This is a genomic window from Algoriella xinjiangensis, assembly GCF_900115015.1.
GTDB lineage: Bacteria > Bacteroidota > Bacteroidia > Flavobacteriales > Weeksellaceae > Empedobacter > Empedobacter xinjiangensis.
This window is the reverse complement of sequence record NZ_FOUZ01000001.1, coordinates 248,495-268,481: the sequence shown is the minus strand read 5'-3', so window position 1 is coordinate 268,481 and position 19,987 is coordinate 248,495. Positions and strand designations below refer to the sequence as shown.

Sequence of the window (19,987 nt, the reverse complement as noted above, 5' to 3'; positions counted from 1 at the left end):
ACACAAAAATGAGTACAGTTAACACTATTTCTGCTGAAAATACACCAGCGAAAAACAATATATTTCAAGTGATTATCGCCTCGTCGGTAGGAACTTTGATTGAATGGTACGATATGTTCTTGGCAATTATCTTGGCAAGTGTACTATCTACACAACTATTCCCGAACGACGGTTCGTCACATTTCTTAGAAACATTAGCCGTAGTGGTTTCGTCTTTCATGTTTAGACCAATTGGATCTTTAATTTTTGGAAGTATCGGAGATCGTATCGGTAGAAAATATTCATTCCTAGTATCTTTAATTATGATGGGAGCTGCAACTTTTATGATTGGTTGTATTCCAACTTACGAAAGCGTAGGTTGGTTCGCTCCCGTATTGTTATTGGTTTGTCGCATTATGCAAGGTTTGGCAATTAGTGGCGAATATGCAGGTGCAGTGATTTATGTTGCAGAACACGCGCCAGCTAAAAAACGTGGATTTTACACAGGATTTATTCAAGCAACAGTTCCAATTGGTTTATTGTTATGTTTATCAGTTGTTTTCTTAACAAAATCATTTTTATCAGAAGAAATGTTTAATAGTTTTGGATGGAGAATTCCATTTTTATTTAGTGGATTTTTAGTGATTTTAAGTTATTTTATTCGTCAACGATTACATGAAAGTCCAATTTTCGAGCAATTAAAAAAAGAAGGAAAAACATCAAAATCACCTGTTAAAGAAGCATTTTCAACACCAGGTAACGTAAAATTGATGTTAAAAGCTATTTTTGGAGGAAATGCAGCACAAAGTACAATTATGCAAACAACGTTATTTGTAACATTATTCTTTTTACAAAGAGCAGTTAATTTACCTTACGAAACAGTTTTAATTGTTATTTTATGTTCTACATTATTCAGTTCATTTTTTTATCAATGGTTTGGTGCATTAAGTGATAAAATTGGACGTAAACCAGTAATGTTAGGAGGTATGATAGCGAGTTTTATCTTAATTCCATTATCATTTTACTTGTACATGAAAATCGGAAACCCTGGTGGTTTAACAGAAGTACATTCAATTTCTAATTTAGCTGTTGTTGGTATTATTGCAATAAGTTTAATTACTTCTATTGCTGGTGCTGCAACGTACGGACCATTAGGTGCATTTATGTTAGAGATTTTTCCGACAAAAATTCGTTATACAAGTATGGGATTTGCTCAAAATATGGGGAACGGATTTATTGGTGGTGCAACTACATTTATTACCGAATTAATAAAAATGACTCTTATTGTTTCTGCGGCAATGTCACCGTATGTAGGTTTGGCTTATCCATTAATTTTGATATTTATTGCAATTCTGGTCAATTATTTTACAATTCCAGAAACATATAAAAACGATCTTACCGAAGAAGAAAAAAATGATTAATAAAACAATGCTCGAAATTTATTTCGAGCCTTGTTATTTTTAGATAATATTGTGTAAAATGAATCATTACTAATTACATTCTAAGAACGTAGAAATAACCATAAACAAAAAAATCCCTCCAATGGAGGGATTTTTATATCAATCAAATTGATTATTTTTTATCAACTGCACCTGATAATTCAGATCCTGCTTTAAATTTAGCAACTGTTTTAGCAGCGATTTGGATTTCTTTTTTAGTTTGAGGGTTGATTCCTGTTCTAGCAGCTCTCTCAGATGTAGAGAAAGTACCGAATCCTACTAAAGCAACTTTATCCCCAGAAGCTAATGCTTTTGTTACATTTTCTGTAAATGAGTTTAAGGCTTTTTTTGCTGCTTCTTTAGAAATTCCAGCGTCAGCTGCAATTGCATCAATAAGTTCTGATTTGTTCATAGTTGTAACTTTTTAAATTAATTTATACACAAATATACTCTTTACCTTTATTTGTGCAAGTTTCAAGGCATAAAATTTCAAAAAAAAATGAATATTTTAAGAATTTAATGTCTTAAATCAGTAAATAATTATTTATTTGACAAAAATATCACCTTCATTTAAGTGTCCATTAATAAAGTCCTTTGCACTCATTCTGCGTTTACCTTCTGGTTGTAATTCTAGAATTTCATAAAGACCTTGAGGTAATTTTGCGTATAAGTTATTTTTTTGTAAAATCAATTGAAAATTAGTTGCTTCAATCTCTAAATCAGATTTTAAACCACTGTATATTTTCAAGGTTTTATAATTATCGTCTTTTCCATACGTTGTCCAAGCGCAAGGATAGGGTGATAATCCACGAATTTTGTTGTGAATTTTATCTATAGAATCGTTCCAATCAATTTTACAATCTTCCTTGTAAATTTTAGGCGCATGTTTAAGCTCAATTGTTTCGTCTTGCGGATGAGGTTTTAGAGTTTCATTTTCTAAACCATCTAATGTTTTTACAACCAATTTTGCTCCAATTTGCATTAATTGATCATGAATAACGCCAACATTATCATTATCTCCTATTGTAACTTTGTCTGCAATCAAGATATTTCCGGTATCAATTTTTTCGTCAATTAAAAAAGTCGTTACACCAGTTTCTTTTTCACCATTCATCACAGCCCAATTAATTGGCGCGGCACCACGATATTGTGGCAATAATGAACCATGTAAATTAAAAGTTCCTTTAGATGGAATTGACCACACACTTTGTGGCAACATACGAAAAGCGACTACAACAAAAACATCCGCATTCCAGCTTTTTAATGTTTCTATAAAATCTTCATCACGTAATTTTTCTGGTTGTGCTAAAGGTAAATTGTGCTCAATAGCATATTTTTTAACATCCGAAAGATTCATTTTTTGCCCACGTCCAGACGGTTTATCTGGAACTGTAACAACACCAACGATTTCGTGATGACTATTTGTATTTATTTCGTTTAAAGACGCCACAGCAAACTCTGGCGTACCCATAAAGACTACTCGCATGATATTAATCTGTTATTTTATAAGAATTTAAGCCAATAGGCTGTATGTGCAATTCATCAATCAAATATTGCAATTCGTTAATGATTTGCGCTTTTGGCAAATTTATGAATTTTGAAAGGATTTCGTTTTGTGTTTTCGGCCCATCTTTCAAATACTCAATTAAATCATTGGGATTAAAGTTTTTCGAAGATTGTTTTGCCATACAAACATCGCATTTATGACAATCTTCGGACATTTTTTGGTTAAAATATCCAAATAATAAACGCTCTCTACAAACCGTATTTTGCTCGGCATAATACGCCATTGCTTGCAAACGTTTCCAATTATTGATTTGAATTGCTTCAAAATCTTTCCACAATTTATTTTTGAAAGTAGATGAATTTCTCGGAACTAAAAATCTAAATCGCGCTAAAAATCTATCCGAATAATCAATCATTCCATTTTTAGCATATTCGTGCAAAGAATTTCGAATATCGCCAATACTCAAATGTAAATCGAAAGTCATTTTGCTTTCCGAAACTTCTTTGTTGTGCGTATATATGCCCGAATAATGACGTTGTAAATAATCAAATATTCGGTTTTCATTTTGATTGATTGAATGTGGCGAAATTAAAATTCGAAGCGTACTATTTTGCGTATAATTTTTTTGTTGAATGATTTCTTTTGTATTCAGAAAATCCAAGAATTGAACAACCATTTTGAGATTTAAACCAAATTTATCTGCAAATTTTGGTAAATCTAATTGATAATTCATTTCTGTAATTTCGCCTTCCGCAAGCTGTAATTGACTAAATAAACAATTCGAAATTTTTATAAAATCTTGTTGCGAAGGCAAATTGGCTTTAAATATATTTTCGGATTGTATGCGATCATCGGGATTGTACAAATAAATTCCGAAAGCTTGTTTGTCATCACGTCCAGCGCGACCAACTTCTTGGTAATACGACTCAATACTCGACGGTAAATCGATGTGAAAAACTGTACGAACATTTGGTTTGTCAATTCCCATTCCGAACGCATTTGTCGAAACCATAATTCGCGAATTACTCAACGTCCATTCGCGTTGTTTTAATTCTTTTTCGTCCTTTGTTAATCTGGCATGAAAAAAATCTGCATCAAAGCCATTTTCAATTAAAAAATTGGAAATTTCGTAGGTTAGTTTTCTATTTCGAACAAAAATAATGCTCGAACCAGGATATTTTTTGAGATAATAAGTAAGTTCCTTTTTTTTGTCAGCCGCCAAATAAACATTATATGATAAATTATCGCGTTTTAAAGACGATTTATAAATATCGGGCGAATTTAACTGTAACTTTTCTACAATTTCATTTTTGATTAAATCGGTTGCAGTTGCAGTTAACGCTAAAATTGGAATTTCAGGAAAAATATCACGTAATTTTGAGATTTTGTGATAAGCTGGACGAAAATCATGACCCCATTCCGAAACACAATGCGCCTCATCAACAGCCAATAAACTTATATTGATTTGCTTTAAACGCTCTAAAAAAATACGGCTCAACAAACGTTCTGGCGAAACATACAAAAGTTTTATTTTGTTGTTTTGACAATCATCTAAAATTTTTCCGATAAGATTTTGATCTTGTTCATTTGTGATATAAGCGGTCGGAATTCCTTTTGATTGTAGGTTTTGAACTTGATCTTTCATCAAGGCAATCAACGGAGAAATGACCAATGTTAAACCGTCTAAAATAAGTGCCGGAATTTGATAACAAATTGATTTTCCACCACCAGTTGGCAAAATTGCTAACGTATCTTTTTTGTTTAAAACACTTTGGATAATTTCTTCTTGCGGCGTTTTAAATTCGGAAAAGTTCCAATAGTTGAAAAGAATGTCTTTTGGAGTCAATTTTTGTTGGTATTTCTGTAAATTTAGTTAAAATAAAAGAATATATGAAGTTTATTTGTCATTCAGAATAGAGCGAAGGGAAAGAAGAATCTCATAGTTAATAGAATTTTATCAGCGTATGTTTTAGATTTCTCCTTTGTCGAAATGACAGAATATTTATTATGATAGAAAATGGTTATGCATAAAATAATTATCGATTATATTCATTAAAAACTATAATATTTAGTAGAATGCTAATGATTCATCAAATAATAAAAAGCCACTTTTTAAGTGGCTTTTATAATATTGTATTTTAAGAATTATTCTGTAATTCCTTCAAGCATAAATAAGAAAGCATCTTCTTTTGCATCTTCTTTTAGAGATTCAAAACGTCCAGAAGCTCCACCATGACCAGTTTCCATATTGGTTTCTAAAATCAAGATGTTATTATCTGTTTTTATCTCACGAAGTTTAGCAACCCACTTTGCAGGTTCCCAATATTGCACTTGAGAATCGTGTAAACCAGTTGTAACCATCAAATTTGGATAAGCTTTAGCTTCTACATTATCGTAAGGTGAATACGATTTGATGTAATCGTAATATTCTTTTTCGTTCGGATTTCCCCATTCATCATATTCCCCTGTTGTCAACGGAATTGTATCGTCTAACATTGTCGTAACAACATCAACAAAAGGAACTTGCGCAATAACACCATTAAATAAATTTGGTTCATAATTGATTACTGCACCCATCAACAATCCGCCTGCAGAGCCGCCCATAGCATATAAATGTTGAGAAGAAGTATAATTTTCTTTGATTAAATGCTTTGCAGCGTCTATAAAATCGAAAAATGTATTTTTCTTTTCTAACATTTTACCCTCATCGTACCATTCGCGACCAAGATATTGTCCTCCACGAATATGCGCTATTGCGTACACAAATCCACGGTCTAAAAGACTTAAACGAATTGAGCTGAAATATGGCTCGATTGTATAACCGTAAGATCCGTAAGCGTATAATAAAAGTGGTGTTTTTTCTGATAAAACAGTATCTTTTCTACGAACGATTGAGATCGGAACTAATTCGCCATCACGTGCTTCTGCCCAAATACGTTCTGAAACATAATTTGATTTGTCAAAATCACCAATAACAACTTGTTCTTTTTTGATTTCGAATGATTTATCATTCATGTTAAAATCAATGACAGACGAAGGTGTTGTTAAAGAAGTATATGAATAACGTAAAATATCGGTGTCAAAATCAGGATTTGTACCAACATTTGCAGTATAAGTTTCTTCGGTAAATGGTAAGAAATAATCTGCAGATTTATCCCAAGCTTTGATATTTAGTTGAATTAAACCATTTGTGCGTTCTTCGATAACCAAGTAATTTTTGAAGATTTCAAAACCTTCAATAAATGTTTCTTCGCGATGAGGAATAACTTCTTCCCAATTTTCTTGAGCTGTTTTTTCGACAGAAGTTTTCATTAACTTGTAGTTAAATGCATCATCTTTATTGGTTTGAATATAAAAAGAATCACCAAAATGTTCAATTGAATATTCTAAATCACGTTCTCTTTCTTGAAAGATTTTAAACTCTGCATCTGGTTGATTTGAAGGGATATATCTAAACTCATCTGAAACGCTACTTGAAGATCCGATGATGATATATTTTTTTGATTTTGATTTGTAAACAAACGCATTAAATGTATCATCAGTTTCCTCAAAAACTAAGGTGTCATCTTCTTGAGAAGTTCCTAAAATATGTTTCCAAATTTGAAACGCACGAAGTGTTTCATCTTTTCGAGTATAAAATAATGTTTTGTTATCGGCAGCCCAAACAGAACCACCAGTTGTATTTTCTATTTTATCCGCTAAAATTTCTCCCGTTGATAAATCTTTGATTTGAATTGTATAAATTCGACGTGAAACATTGTCAACTCCAAAAGAAACCAATTGATTATTTTCTGAAACAGAAAGTCCACCAAGCTGATAATACGAATGACCTTCTGCCATTTTATTAACATCAAACATGATTTCGTCAGCAGAAGATAAATCTTCTTTTCGTCGTTTATAAATTGGATATTCTTTTCCTTTTTGAAATTCAGTTAAATACCAAAATCCATTCAATTTATACGGAACAGAAGAGTCGTCTTCTTTTATACGTGCTTTCATTTCATCAAAAAGTTTTGCTTGTAAACCTTCTGTAGACTTTAAAATTTCTGCAGTATACTCGTTTTCTTTTGTTAAATAATCAATCACTTCAGGATTTTCACGATCATTTAACCAATAATAATTATCAATACGAATATCTCCGTGTTTCTCTAATTTTTTCTCTATTTTTTTAGCAATTGGTGCTTGCATTTTTTCTTATTTTAAGTTGCAAATGTACTGCAAATTATAGCGTGATTATTGTTTTGTAAAGATTGTTGGTGTCCAATTTTTTTCTCCCGTTTCATAATCAATATTAATTGAATTTGTAGTTACAAAACCAATTGTTTTATAATTTCCTTTTTCAGAAATTACTTCAACATGGTATACATTTTTTTGAGATGATGGATAATGTATAGAAGTCAAATTGTAGCAATAAGATTTTTCATGAAACTTAAATATTTACTCAAAGATAAATTTTATTCATTTAAAATTAGAAATTTTACATTTTATTATGATTCAAGAGATAATTTGTGTAAACTATAATTCTTAACTTTATTAAAACAAAATATTATGGGAATTTTAAATGATAAAGTAGCAATTGTAACTGGTGCAGGATCTGGAATAGGAAAAGCTGTAGCCGAACTTTATGCAAAAGAAGGAGCAAAAGTAGTTGTTTCTGATATAAATGAAGTTAGTGGGAATGAAACTGTAAATATTATAAAATCGAGTGGAGGTGAAGCAATTTTTTTCAAAGCAGATACTTCTTCTCCTACTGATAATGAAGCTTTGGTAAATAAAGCGGTTGAGGTTTATGGAAAATTAGATATTGCATGTAACAATGCAGGTATTGGAGGACCAGCGGCTTTGACAGAAGATTATCCATTAGATGGTTGGAAAAACGTAATTGATATCAATTTTAATGGTGTTTTTTATGGTTGTAAATATCAATTGCAAGCAATGCAAAAAAATGGCGGTGGTTCTATCGTAAATATGGCATCTATTCATGGATCTGTAGCTGCGCCTTTTAGTTCGGCATATACGTCTGCAAAACATGCTGTTGTTGGTTTAACGAAGAATATTGGGGCAGAGTATGGGCCAAAAAATATTCGTTGCAACGCTGTTGGTCCAGGTTATATTTTGACGCCTTTGTTATCTGACCACATGAGTGCAGATCAGTTAGAGATGTTGGTTTCTAAACATCCAATTGGTCGTTTAGGTCAACCCGAAGAAGTAGCAGAATTGGTTTTATTTTTAAGTTCGGACAAAGCTTCATTTATAACTGGCGCTTATTATTTGGTAGATGGCGGATATACAGCGGTATAAAATTATTTAGAAGGTTATTTTAGAGTTTGAATGACTTTTTATGATTTAATGCTTATTTTTGTAAAACAATTCAACAAACAAAAACAATGAAATTTTTTATCGATACAGCTAATTTAGCTGACATTAAAGAAGCGCAAGACCTAGGAGTTTTAGATGGCGTAACTACAAATCCATCTTTAATGGCAAAAGAAGGAATTACAGGACAAGAAAATATTATCAATCATTATAAAGCAATTTGCGAATTAGTTGATGGTGATGTTTCTGCAGAAGTAATTGCGACAGATTTTGAAGGAATGGTAAAAGAAGGTGAAACTTTGGCTGCTTTAAACCCTCAAATCGTAGTTAAAATTCCGATGACGAAAGATGGTATAAAAGCATGTAAATATTTTTCTACAAAAGGAATTAAAACAAATGTAACATTGGTGTTTTCTGTAGGACAAGCTTTATTGGCTGCAAAAGCAGGTGCAACGTATGTTTCTCCGTTTATTGGTCGTTTAGATGATATTTCGACAGATGGTTTAAACTTAATCGACGAAATTCGTCTTGTTTATGATAACTATTTATACGATACAGAAATTTTAGCAGCATCAGTTCGTAACACAATGCATATTGTAAATTGCGCAAAAATTGGAGCAGATGTAATGACAGGACCATTGTCTTCTATTTTAGGATTATTAAAACATCCTTTAACTGATTCTGGTTTAGCTCAATTTTTAGCTGATTATGCAAAAGGAAATCAATAAAGATTATTTTTTATAAAATTTTAAAAGCCGTTAAACTATCAGTTTTACGGCTTTTTTTATCACATATTTTAAAAATATTAAAAATTCAATAAAAATTCAATTTTATAGTAGATAGTTTAAAAATATTATTTGTATATTAGAAATAGTATTAGAAAGTAGAAGATTTTTTATATTATGTTAAAATTATTTGTGTTGTTAATAGTGATAATTGGAATTCCATTATTTTTATATGGATTGACGTTTTATAAAAAGAATATCAATCATGATTAATGAATTGCTATTATTACTAAAATAAAAAAACCTTCATTTATAAAGAATGAAGGTTTTTTTTATGTTGATTATTTGATAACTACTTTACGGTTGATTTCCATTTCTGGTCCCACAACTTTTATGATATAAACTCCAGGAGTTTTAAAATCTACATTTACTTCTTTTTGATGTGTAGAATTTTGAACTTCGTTAACTAATTGTCCATTTAAATTGAAAACAGAAATCTTTTGAATTGATTTTTGATTGTTTTCTAATTTCACAACAACAGAACGATTTGTTTTATTGTAAACTTTTATATCATCACGTTTTTGGTAAACAAAATCATCAGTTCCTAAATTAGAACCCCAAACTTTTTCAGCATACTCCGGGTGATCTATAAAAGGATTTCTGTTTCCTTGGTAATTATAAACTAAATTATTAATGTCTATTTCTCGTTGAGAGATTGGATCATTTATATGCCAGTTCATTAATATTTTAAGAAAAGTATCTGTAAAAACTTTGTCTTTTGTATTGTTAAACATTGCATAAGTCCAACCTTGTATTCCATTTTCTTGGTAACGTGTTGCAAAATAAAAATATGCACGTGCAACATCTCCTTTAAACTCATCAATTGGCTCGAAAACTATACCTGAATATCCAGCTGAATATCCAGTATTGCTATTTGCGCCTAATTTTGATCCATTTTTAGATGTTGTTGTAGGATTAGCAACCATACCATGAGGGTAATTACTTCTTACTCCATTTACTTTACCATCTGTTGGCCAAATATGAAAAGGGTCAGAAACCATAGGAGAAGATTCTTTAAAAACACTTTGTGGTACAATATGCTCTCGGTTATAACAATCTCCTTCAACACCATAATTTCCACATTCTTTTTGACCAGGTGTATAATTATAGGGATCTTTTCCTGTCGGATTTTCTGAATAGATATCTAAAATCGTATTATCTTTTTCATAATACTTATCCTGAAAACCGTTGTTGCTATCAGTTTGTCTGTACAAGGATTTTAATGCGTCATAAGATTTTGTCGTATGACCTTTAATAATATTATACAACTGGGTTTTTAAGGTATACCCTTCGCTAGTAGCATTATTGTAATAACCAGCAGGTGCTTGAGCAAAAAGATTTGCACTTGCCAAAAATAAACTAATTTGTAAAACTATTTTTTTCATATAGTAATTGATTTAAAAAAGAGAATCAAGTTACAAAAAAATATAACTTAACTCTCTATTTATTATTTATTTAACGATTACTTTTTTGTTTGTAGAATAAGTAGTTCCATTAATTTTTATAATATAAATACCTTTCTCAAAGTTTTGCAACTCTATTGTTTTTAATTTTCTTGTATTTTCAAATGAGCGAACAAGTTGACCAAATGTATTAAAGATTTGAATACTTGTAACAGAATCATCAGTAGAAGCAATTAAAATACTGTTATTTTTTGTGTAAGCTTTTATAGTGTTCTTAACTTCGATATAATTATCATCAGTTCCTAAATTATCCCATTTATTTTCAGCAGTTGGACCTCCCCAAATAACTGTTGCTAAATACGGATTATCAATAAACGGGTTTCTATTTCCTTGAGCATATGGTTTTGTAGAATCTCCTAAATATTCATTTCGTTGAATTTCGATTTGAGAAACAGGATCTTCTGCATTCCATTTCAAAAATAAATCAATCATACCATCTGGCGTTTGACTTGTACTACCAACACCAACACCTGCAGGTAAACAACGTGTAGTGTATCTTACATACATATACATCATCATTCGTGCTACATCACCTTTCCATTCGTCACCAGGATACCATCCGCCCGAAACAGTTTTAGAAGTTCCTGACCCTGTTGCAAATTTTAAATTTCCTCTCGAAGAGTTTCTTTTAACATTAGAAGCTCTTAAATGATGAGCATCTGCACCTGGACCAGCCTCACCTAAATTTGGAGAACCTAAAGATTTTGCATACGTATGCTCTCTGTTCCATTGTGTTGTTCCGCCTCCATTATTGTTTACAGAATTGTAGTAAGCATCATCACTTGTTGTCGAATTTTTGTTGTATCCATATATTTGAATAACACGTGTCGAATTTGTAGGATCTAAATCTGTTACTTTTAATGCATTCCAAACTTCACCATAAGTAAGTTGCTTTTTATGCGTAGTTGTAATAAGAGTTGTTAACTCCTTTTTTAGATCTTGACCTTTTAAATTCAGATCAATACTATTGTAATAAGGTTGTTGCGCAAGCCCTGTAAAGCATGCAGCAAAAAATAAAATTGTAGAAATTTGCTTCATAATGTAATTTGAAAAGGCTACAAATTTATATATAAAAACAAAAGTAAATATTAATTAATTGTAAAGATTAAGATAATTAGAGATAATTTACTAAATGATAAGTTTTATTGATGAAAATGGATTTTATTACACGATAAAATCCATTTATGTTATTCTTTATAAGACTGATAGATAACTAAAGAATCTTGAATCTGTTTATTTAAAAGTTTGTATAACCCAGGTTGATTTAATGAAACTCCCGCAATTTTTCTTAATCTTTTTTGAAGGTATTTGATTCAAAAATAAATTTTGAACGATAAGATTCTTTATCCATTACTTTTTTAGCTTGTAAATCTTTAAAATCCTTTCTCAGCTTGCGCGCATACAATTCTGATAAATCAAATTGTAATTGCATTTCTTGTAAAATACCTTCATGTTTAAAAGAAACCCAAGAATTTGACTCATCAAACCGATTAAAAACTTTTAATTGTGGAATTTCTCCATCCATTTCTGCAATTTGCCAACCAAGTTTTGAATCTAAATAACCTTGCGGCGTTTTAGTTTGTGTTGGTTTTTTCTTAAAATTAATATAATCTAGCTTCGTTTCTTTTTTCCACTCAATCAATGATTGTGCGTTAGAAAAGCTAAAAAACATCAAAAAAACAATTAAACAAAGGTTTTTTACCATAATAATTTATACTAGCGTTTCCAATAAATCAAGACGCATGCCATGTGATCCTTTTATTAAAATATTCTGAGAATTTATAGAATTATTCTTTAAATATTCTTCAAAAGATTGACGATCATCAAATTTCACAACGTTTAGATGTGTTGTTTCTGATTCTTTAAAATTATGACCTAAAATATAAATTTGATTAAAATTTAAACTTTCGGCTAATTCCAAAATACGTTGATGTTCGGCTTTACTTTCGTCACCCAACTCAAACATATCTCCAATAATAATTGTTTTTGAACCTTCAAATTTCGCAAAATTATTCAGCGAAGCTTCCATGCTACTTGGATTTGCGTTGTACGCATCCATCACAATTTTATAATTTTCTTTTTCTATAATTTGCGAACGATTATTTGATGGATAATAATTCTCGATACCTTGTTTGATTAAATCTGTTTCAATTCCAAAATGTGCTCCAATAGCAATGGCACAAGAAATATTACTGAAATTATAATTTCCCGTTAAATGAGATTGAATGTCTAAATTTTTGTACTTAACGGCTAAATATTCTTGCTTATTTTCTATTAATTCAATCTGATAATCTGCATTATTTTGATCCGAAAAAGTAATTCGTTTTATATCTATTGTTTTTTCAACTTGAATAGAATCATTTGCATTAACAAAAGCTATTTTATTCGCCGATTTTAAATAATCATATAATTCAGATTTACCTTTTATAACGCCTTCAAATCCACCAAAACCTTCTAAATGAGCCTTTCCGAAGTTGGTAATATATCCAAAATCTGGTTGAGAAATAGAAGCCAATAATTCGATTTCTTTTTGATGATTTGCGCCCATTTCTATAACTGCAATTTCCGTATTTTCTGGAATTGAAAGAATAGTTAACGGAACACCAATGTGATTATTTAGATTTCCGAATGTATAATGTGTTTTGAATTTTTCTTTCAAAACTGCCGAAATTAATTCTTTCGTTGTCGTTTTACCATTCGATCCTGTTAATCCTATAAATGGTATTTTGAGATAATTACGGTACATTTTTGCTAAATCTTGCAAAGTTTCTAGCGTATCATCAACCAAAAATATATTATTTGCTTGATTTTCAAATTCTATTTCATCAACAATTGCTAAACGCGCACCTTGATTTATTGCTTCTTGGGCAAATGTATTTCCATTAAAATTAGCACCTTTTAAAGCAAAAAAGATACAATCTTTTGAGATATTACGAGTATCCGTCGTAACTGTTTTCGATTTTAAATATTGTTCGAATAGTTCTGCTGTTGTCATGAATCTGAAAAATAGATAAATTTATTTGTATGCAAATATAAAGTATTATGCATCGAAATTTTAAATTAACAATAGTATTTTGAGTATGAATCTTCTAAAAAAATTACCTTAAAATTAATTAAAAAATCAATATGATATTAATCTTTGTATACAAGTGTGTTATATTAAAATCACTACATTGTCGGCTTTATATCAGTGCTAGGAAAAAATGAAAATAAAAGAAATAGAGATTAATCAATTAGAGACAGAACGATTAATTCTTATCCCATTTACACAAGATATTTGTGAAAATATATTATACAATGATTATGAATTGCTTTATGAGCAAGGTTATAAACGTGGAAAAAGTTGGCCAGATCTTGATATGATGGATACAATTCCTAAAATTATAGGGAATTTGTCTATTAATGATTATGTAACAGGTTTTGAATCGTGGTTGATTATTAAGAAAGATACACAAGAAATAATAGGCGATGTTGGTTACAAAGGCTATAATTTTGAATTTCAAAACATAGATATTGGTTACGGAATTATTACAGAAGAAAGAGGTAAAGGCTTTGCAGAAGAAGCTACGAGAGAATTAATTCGTTGGGCTTTTTCTCAAGAAATTGTAAAAGAAATTACAGCAAAATGTTTTATAGATAATGCGCAATCTATTAATCTTTTGAAGAAGCTTGGTTTTATACAAATACACGAAAACGAACATGTAATTGATTGGTCTTTAAAAATTACTTAATAATTGTAAAACAATAAAGAATATTAATCCATAAAAAAATCGCGATGAAATTTTCACCGCGATTTTTTATTATATTTTGAAAAGGATAATTATCCTCTACGTTTACGTTTAGATTCGAAACTACCAGAGTATTCTTGTGCTACACGGAAACCAATCCAGTTTGTTGCTTGTGCTTGGTGTAAGTAACGTCTTTGTCCAGCATCAATCCAATAAATAGGATCTTTCCAAGAACCACCTTTTACAACACGTGTTTCATCAGAAATATCAGAAGTACGTTTTTGTGTATCTTTTTCTAAAATAACACGACCTTTCTCGTCAACTCTAAATTTACGTTGAGGTGCATTGTACATATCTTCTGTTGCAGCATCTGCAGATTTTCCTTCTTCAACTCTTGGATCAAGAGAAGAATTTGTATCACCATCACGGTAATTTGTTAAATCATACTCAACTTGTTTTTTGTATGCTCCAGGTAAACCTTTGTATACTAAACGTCCGTTGTCTAATGTATCATATTCAACATTTGTTTCGTCAAATTTCTCAAAACCACCTTGTCCGTTGTCAATATTCTTTTTGAAAACATTACCACGATAGTAGTTAAAATCGTTTGCTTCTTCATCAATAATAGGACGATAAACATCAGAAACCCATTCGGCAACGTTACCTAACATACCATATAAACCGAAATCGTTAGATGGATATTTTCTTACATCACTTGTAATTGCAGAACCATCGTTCCCAAAACCACCGATACCAGAATAATCTCCACGACCTTGTTTAAAGTTATCTAAATATTGACCTCTTTGTGCGCCTTTTACAGTTCTTAAGTTATTTTGAGCAACTTCTTTTCCTTTATATTCGTTGTACTCACGATTTCCAGGTAAAGCTAAAGCTGCATATTCCCATTCTGCTTCTGTTGGCAAACGGAAAGGTTGAACTTCTAAAGAACCAGTTGCACGATTAGCTTTTAAGATACGTTGATTTTGAGATTTGATTTGATTAGCTTTCATAATCTTTGTCGAATCAATCGCTTCATTTACATTCGTATCGCCTAATTTATATTGCTCAGCGCTAAAAGTTTTACTACCATAATTATACTCTTCGTTAGAATAGTAATCTTTTGATAAAATACCTTTATCTATTAATGCTTTTTCGTTTGCGCGGTCTGTTAACCAATCTGTATAATTAACTGCTTGCAACCAAGAAATACCAACTACTGGATAGTAGCTAAATTCTGGAGAAAACAAATAATTTTCTGTCGAAAAATCATCACGAGATAACTGATTATTAAATACAGTTTCGTCTGGTAAAGCTCCATTGTAGATATCTTTGTATTGCGTATCTTCTGGAGGAAATACAACTTTTAACCAAGTTAAATATTCCTTATATTCATAGTTCGTTACCTCAGTTTCTCCGATAAAAAAAGATTTTACTTGCATACGAACAGGAGAATTATTCCAATCGTGCAATACATCATCTTTCGTTATACCCATGGTAAATGAACCACCTTCGATAAAAACCATACCAGGCCAAGCCTTGATATTTTCTTTCTTTTTACCTGAAAAAAACCAACCTTTACTGTCGTTTGGTTTCCAACCTGTACGGCTTGTGAAATTTTTTGTTCCACCTCCTTTTTTCTTACCTGAACTGCTTCCGCACCCCATGAATACACTCATAGTAACAGCTGCAAGAGCAAGAGAAAAAATACGTCCTTTATTCATTTTCATAGAATATTTCTGGTTTTCAAATATTAAATTTAATGCAAATAAAAGCATTTGACATTAATCTTACAACGAAAAAATGCTTTATTTCATATCTCTAACGCGAGAAAGTTTTTTTTATTTTACGATTGAAAATATATTTGTCAAAATAGCGTTTAATTCACATGAAGAAATATTTTATTTTAGCCGCAGCTTTATTTCAATTTCCTCATTTATTTAGTCAAACTTACAAAATAAATTGGGAGAATAATCAAACAATTTCTTTAACGAATGGTACAACAGTTAATGTTCCTTACTTTTCGAACAAAGAAAATTATTCGATTGGAAGTTATTTTCTTCCAGAATTTATTGTAGAGTTAAGTTCTTCTAACCGAGAGGCTGAAGTTACGAACGTGCAATATCGCGAGATTGGAAATGAATTGGGCGAATTAGATACTTCTTCTATTAAAGAGCAAATTAGCTACACATTTTATTCGATTATCGATAAAAATGGACAACAAAAATTGATTGTTAAAGTTTCGCCTTTCGTGAAACAAAACAATAAAATTTTAAAGGTTGAATCTTTTTCAATTGTTCAAAAATCAAATAAATTGGGTGAAACAACTCGAAAATTAATTGATAATTCGACTAAAAGTGTGCTCGAAAAAGGAGAATGGTTTAAAATAAAAGTGTCAAAAGATGGTGTTTTTAAATTAGATCGTAATTTTTTTACTAAAAATGGAATTCCAACAAATCTTGATCCTCGTAAATTAAAAATTTATGGAAACGGAGAAGGTCGTTTGATGGAAAATACAACCAAAGATAGAGTTGGTGCGTTAAACGAAATTCCAATAAAATTTGTTGGTGCCGAAGATGGTAAATTTGATAACAGCGATTATGTTATTTTTTATGCAAAAGGTCCACATCAATGGTACAGAGATGCATCAACAACAGAAGAAGATATAAAATTAAGGTATAATCTTTACGATGATTCTGCCTATTATTTTATATCGTATGAAGGCGAAAATGGAAAAAGAGTTGGTGAATCGTCAATTTCTGGAAGTGCAGTAAAAACATATTCTCAGTTTGATAATTTACAATTTCACGAGAAAGATTCGATTAATTTAAATGGTTTAGGACAAACTTGGGTTGGCGATAACTTAGGAATAAATGGAGGTTTCAAGAAAACATTTAAAGCGAATTCTGTAGTAAATGGAGGCGAAGCTTTTTTGAGATATGCTGTTGTTGGTAAAAATGCAAATAGCAATGGTTTTACTGTAGGGATTAATGGACAAAATTTTACTGGAAGTTTAGGAAGTTCTGCATTTTTTAGAACAGAGGTAGATAATCCAATTTCACTTACTTCGAATACAATTGATATTTCAGTTACCTCAAATGGTTCAAATCCGTCGGGATTAGGATTTTTAGACTATTTACAACTTCGTTTCAAAGATAATTTAGTTTATAATAATGAGCAGTTTACATTTCGTTTTTTAGAAACGGCTGCAAATAGTGGAATTAATGCATTTACGCTTCAAAATTCATCTAATATAAATGTTTGGAATGTTGCTGATATTCATCAAATATCAAGTATAAAACCAGAAGGAACGACGTATAAATATCAAACAATTTTACCAAATGAATTTGTTGCTTTTAAAGAGGAAAATGCTTTTACAACGATTGATTATGTAGGCCGAGTTCCGAATCAAAATATACGGTCGTTAAGTAATTTAAACTACATTATTGTTACGCATCCAAAGTTTATAGAACAAGCAAATCGTTTGGCTCAGTTCAGAAAAACACATGATAATATAGAAGTTGGTGTTGTAACGACGGATCAAGTTTACAATGATTTTTCGTCTGGTTCACAAGATCCAATTGCAATTCGAGATTTTTTTAAATTTCTAAAAGATAATAATAACCCAAATTTAGAATATGGTTTATTATTTGGCGCGGCAACGTATGATCCAAAAAATAGAGTAAAAGAATTTACAACTTTTATTCCAACATTTATCGACGTGCCTTCAGAAAAAATAGAGGGAGCAATTGCAACAGATGATTATTTTGCAATGATAAAAAATGATGTTGTCATGTTATCTAATAATGTAGATGGTATTTATGGTTATGATGCGCATTGGTTTGATTTAGCCGTAGGTAGAATTGCGGCAGCTAATACAACAGAAGCAAAAGTTTTAGTAGATAAAATTATTTCATATTACGATAAAGTTGCAGGTAAAGGGTCTTCTTATGGCGATTGGCGTACAAAAATAGTTGGTGTTACGGATAATGACAATAATGTAAATACACCTAATTTTGATAAAGCATTAGATGCAGAATTTAATAAGCCAGAGAATCAAATTTATACAGTTAATAAAATATATACGGGTGCTCATCAACCAGAAGCAACCTCTGCAGGTGTGCGTTATCCAAGCGTAAATCAAGCAATATTAAATGGAATCGAATTAGGTTCTAATTTCTTGATGTATTATGGTCATGGTGGACCACGTAGTTGGGCACAAGAGCGTATTATTACAGCAGAAGAATTAGCAAATCTTTCTAATTTTAATGCAGCATATTCGCGATTACCAATTGTAACAACAGTTACTTGTGATTTTACAATTTGGGATTTACCACAATATAATTCGGCAGGAGAAACAATGTTAAAGAATCCAAATGGTGGTGCCTTAGCAATGATTACAACCAATCGACCAATTGGTACGGGCTATGGAGATGATATGAACACCTATTTAATTAAAGAATTCTTTAAAAAATCTGGTGAAGAAAATCAATCAATCGGTCATGCACTTAATGCTGCGAAATTAACTTATTCTCCTTCACATACTAATAATAAAAGTGTCAGTATTTTAGGCGATCCTATGTTGTCTACTCATCGTCCACAACAAGATATTATAATAGAAAGTATCAAGACCAAAAAAGATGTAGATGTTTTAGCTGGTGGTACTTTGCAAGCATTAGATTTTGTAACGATAAAAGGAAATATAAATCAATTAAATTCTGCTACAATTGACGCTAGTTTTAAAGGTAAAATAACAGTTAGTTTATTTGAGAAACCAGAAACGAATAAGATTTTATCAGAATCAAATTATGTAAATAAAACGTTTGTTACAGAAGATAAAACAATTTATAAAGGAACAGGAAAAGTAGAGAATGGCGAATTTACCATTCAGTTTTATGTTCCAAAAGATATTAATTACGAAGCTGGCGATCGTAAAATTAAATTTTATGCCTACGACGAAACCAATAAAAAAGATGCTTCGTCATTAAAAACTGTAAAAATTGAAGGAATTAATGCAGAAGGTTTAAATGATGACGAACGTCCGCAAGGAAAATTATACATGAATAATTTACATTTTGCTGATGGTGGAATTACAGATCGTTCGCCTTATTTGGTAGGTTGTTTAACAGATAATACGGGAATTAATGCAACAGGATCAAGTATTGGACACGATATTGTTGCAACAATAGATGGTAAAGTACAAGATGCTTATGTGTTGAATGAGTATTATGATGGAGGTGATGCCAATCCGTGTGTCAACAAAAATTTCGAAGATTATCAAAAAGGGCAAGTCATGTATCAATTAAAAAATCTTGAACTTGGTCAACATACCGTAAATCTTAAATTTTGGGACATCAACAATAATTCTAGTACTGCGGCGTTAGACTTTGTAGTAATGGAAAACGGAACGGGACAATTACACATCGATAAGTTGTTAAATTGGCCTAATCCATTTACAAAAAACACCTATTTCCATTTCGAACATAACTGTGATTCTGAGTTAGATGTAATGGTACAGATTTTTACAATTTCGGGTAAATTAGTAAAAACCGTTCGTAAAACCGTTTCTGCAGAACCTTTCCGAGAAGGATATCGTACAGGGAAATATGCGATAGAATGGGATGGTTTGGATGATTTTGGAGATAAAATAGGAAAAGGTGTCTATATATACAAAGTGAATGTAAAAGGTGTGGACGAATCTGTTTGTAAAGGTTCTGCCGCAGCTGTAGAAAAACTTGTAATTTTAAAATAATAATAAATTTATATAATCAAT

15 protein-coding genes are annotated in these 19,987 nt (G+C 30.9%); 5 read left to right on the top strand and 10 right to left on the bottom strand.

Going from position 1 to position 19,987, the window contains the following annotated elements; all coding sequences use genetic code 11:
* Positions 1-8 precede the first annotated feature (8 nt).
* Complete coding sequence (locus BM072_RS01160) at positions 9-1,400, top strand: MFS transporter (protein WP_092905719.1); 1,392 nt, start codon at positions 9-11, stop codon at positions 1,398-1,400.
* A gap of 151 nt (positions 1,401-1,551) precedes the next feature.
* Here the strand turns inward: BM072_RS01160 and BM072_RS01155 are convergent, their stop codons facing one another.
* The 5 genes from BM072_RS01155 to BM072_RS15445 form a co-directional block, all read right to left on the bottom strand.
* On the bottom strand, positions 1,552-1,830 hold the full coding sequence (locus BM072_RS01155; protein ID WP_092905717.1) for an HU family DNA-binding protein: 279 nt from the start codon (positions 1,828-1,830) through the stop codon (positions 1,552-1,554).
* A gap of 132 nt (positions 1,831-1,962) precedes the next feature.
* Positions 1,963-2,904 carry a methionyl-tRNA formyltransferase gene (fmt, locus tag BM072_RS01150; protein WP_245752014.1) on the bottom strand — a complete coding sequence of 314 codons (942 nt, stop codon included), beginning with the start codon at positions 2,902-2,904 and terminating at the stop codon, positions 1,963-1,965.
* A gap of 4 nt (positions 2,905-2,908) precedes the next feature.
* Positions 2,909-4,771 (bottom strand): RecQ family ATP-dependent DNA helicase, encoded by a 1,863-nt coding sequence (locus BM072_RS01145; protein WP_092905713.1) that lies wholly within the window; start codon positions 4,769-4,771, stop codon positions 2,909-2,911.
* A gap of 299 nt (positions 4,772-5,070) precedes the next feature.
* Positions 5,071-7,113 (bottom strand): S9 family peptidase, encoded by a 2,043-nt coding sequence (locus BM072_RS01140; protein ID WP_092905711.1) that lies wholly within the window; start codon positions 7,111-7,113, stop codon positions 5,071-5,073.
* Positions 7,114-7,158: 45 nt separating this feature from the next.
* On the bottom strand, positions 7,159-7,326 hold the full coding sequence (locus tag BM072_RS15445; RefSeq protein WP_177190231.1) for a hypothetical protein: 168 nt from the start codon (positions 7,324-7,326) through the stop codon (positions 7,159-7,161).
* A gap of 147 nt (positions 7,327-7,473) precedes the next feature.
* On the opposite strand from BM072_RS15445, the gene BM072_RS01135 reads away from it, so the two are divergent.
* The gene (locus BM072_RS01135; protein ID WP_092905709.1) at positions 7,474-8,226 is read left to right on the top strand and encodes an SDR family NAD(P)-dependent oxidoreductase; all 753 of its coding nucleotides are present in this window, start codon (positions 7,474-7,476) and stop codon (positions 8,224-8,226) included.
* Positions 8,227-8,312: 86 nt separating this feature from the next.
* Positions 8,313-8,969 carry a fructose-6-phosphate aldolase gene (gene fsa / locus BM072_RS01130; protein ID WP_092905707.1) on the top strand — a complete coding sequence of 219 codons (657 nt, stop codon included), beginning with the start codon at positions 8,313-8,315 and terminating at the stop codon, positions 8,967-8,969.
* A 338-nt stretch (positions 8,970-9,307) separates the two neighbouring features.
* On the opposite strand, the gene BM072_RS01125 is transcribed toward fsa, so the two are convergent.
* The 4 genes from BM072_RS01125 to BM072_RS01110 form a co-directional block, all read right to left on the bottom strand.
* On the bottom strand, positions 9,308-10,411 hold the full coding sequence (locus BM072_RS01125; protein WP_092905705.1) for an endonuclease: 1,104 nt from the start codon (positions 10,409-10,411) through the stop codon (positions 9,308-9,310).
* Between the two features lie 66 nt (positions 10,412-10,477).
* A complete protein-coding gene (locus BM072_RS01120; RefSeq protein WP_177190230.1) occupies positions 10,478-11,527 on the bottom strand; it encodes an endonuclease in 1,050 nt (349 codons plus the stop codon).
* Between the two features lie 250 nt (positions 11,528-11,777).
* Positions 11,778-12,161 carry a hypothetical protein gene (locus tag BM072_RS01115; protein ID WP_125113057.1) on the bottom strand — a complete coding sequence of 128 codons (384 nt, stop codon included), beginning with the start codon at positions 12,159-12,161 and terminating at the stop codon, positions 11,778-11,780.
* A gap of 39 nt (positions 12,162-12,200) precedes the next feature.
* Positions 12,201-13,484, bottom strand: coding sequence for a UDP-N-acetylmuramoyl-tripeptide--D-alanyl-D-alanine ligase (locus tag BM072_RS01110; RefSeq protein ID WP_092905701.1), 1,284 nt, complete (start codon positions 13,482-13,484; stop codon positions 12,201-12,203).
* A 208-nt stretch (positions 13,485-13,692) separates the two neighbouring features.
* On the opposite strand from BM072_RS01110, the gene BM072_RS01105 reads away from it, so the two are divergent.
* Entirely contained in the window at positions 13,693-14,220 is a 528-nt protein-coding gene (locus BM072_RS01105; protein WP_092905699.1) for a GNAT family N-acetyltransferase, read from the top strand.
* Positions 14,221-14,309: 89 nt separating this feature from the next.
* Here the strand turns inward: BM072_RS01105 and gldJ are convergent, their stop codons facing one another.
* Positions 14,310-15,944, bottom strand: coding sequence for a gliding motility lipoprotein GldJ (gldJ, locus tag BM072_RS01100; protein ID WP_476723708.1), 1,635 nt, complete (start codon positions 15,942-15,944; stop codon positions 14,310-14,312).
* 158 nt (positions 15,945-16,102) lie between these two features.
* Between gldJ and porU the strand changes: the two genes are divergently transcribed.
* Complete coding sequence (gene porU, locus BM072_RS01095) at positions 16,103-19,966, top strand: type IX secretion system sortase PorU (protein ID WP_092905697.1); 3,864 nt, start codon at positions 16,103-16,105, stop codon at positions 19,964-19,966.
* The last annotated feature ends 21 nt before the right edge of the window (positions 19,967-19,987 follow it).

Excerpts from the sequence above, each read along its gene's own strand:
- BM072_RS01140 (WP_092905711.1), bottom strand. The coding sequence starts at position 7,113 with ATGCAAGCACCAATTGCTAAAAAAATAGAGAAAAAATTAGAGAAACAC.
- BM072_RS01120 (WP_177190230.1), bottom strand. The coding sequence starts at position 11,527 with ATGAAGCAAATTTCTACAATTTTATTTTTTGCTGCATGCTTTACAGGG.
- BM072_RS01155 (WP_092905717.1), bottom strand. The coding sequence starts at position 1,830 with ATGAACAAATCAGAACTTATTGATGCAATTGCAGCTGACGCTGGAATT.
- BM072_RS01115 (WP_125113057.1), bottom strand. The coding sequence starts at position 12,161 with ATGTTTTTTAGCTTTTCTAACGCACAATCATTGATTGAGTGGAAAAAA.
- BM072_RS01135 (WP_092905709.1), top strand. The coding sequence starts at position 7,474 with ATGGGAATTTTAAATGATAAAGTAGCAATTGTAACTGGTGCAGGATCT.
- BM072_RS01110 (WP_092905701.1), bottom strand. The coding sequence starts at position 13,484 with ATGACAACAGCAGAACTATTCGAACAATATTTAAAATCGAAAACAGTT.
- BM072_RS01105 (WP_092905699.1), top strand. The coding sequence starts at position 13,693 with ATGAAAATAAAAGAAATAGAGATTAATCAATTAGAGACAGAACGATTA.
- fsa (WP_092905707.1), top strand. The coding sequence starts at position 8,313 with ATGAAATTTTTTATCGATACAGCTAATTTAGCTGACATTAAAGAAGCG.
- BM072_RS01125 (WP_092905705.1), bottom strand. The coding sequence starts at position 10,411 with ATGAAAAAAATAGTTTTACAAATTAGTTTATTTTTGGCAAGTGCAAAT.
- fmt (WP_245752014.1), bottom strand. The coding sequence starts at position 2,904 with ATGCGAGTAGTCTTTATGGGTACGCCAGAGTTTGCTGTGGCGTCTTTA.
- BM072_RS01160 (WP_092905719.1), top strand. The coding sequence starts at position 9 with ATGAGTACAGTTAACACTATTTCTGCTGAAAATACACCAGCGAAAAAC.
- gldJ (WP_476723708.1), bottom strand. The coding sequence starts at position 15,944 with ATGAAAATGAATAAAGGACGTATTTTTTCTCTTGCTCTTGCAGCTGTT.
- porU (WP_092905697.1), top strand. The coding sequence starts at position 16,103 with ATGAAGAAATATTTTATTTTAGCCGCAGCTTTATTTCAATTTCCTCAT.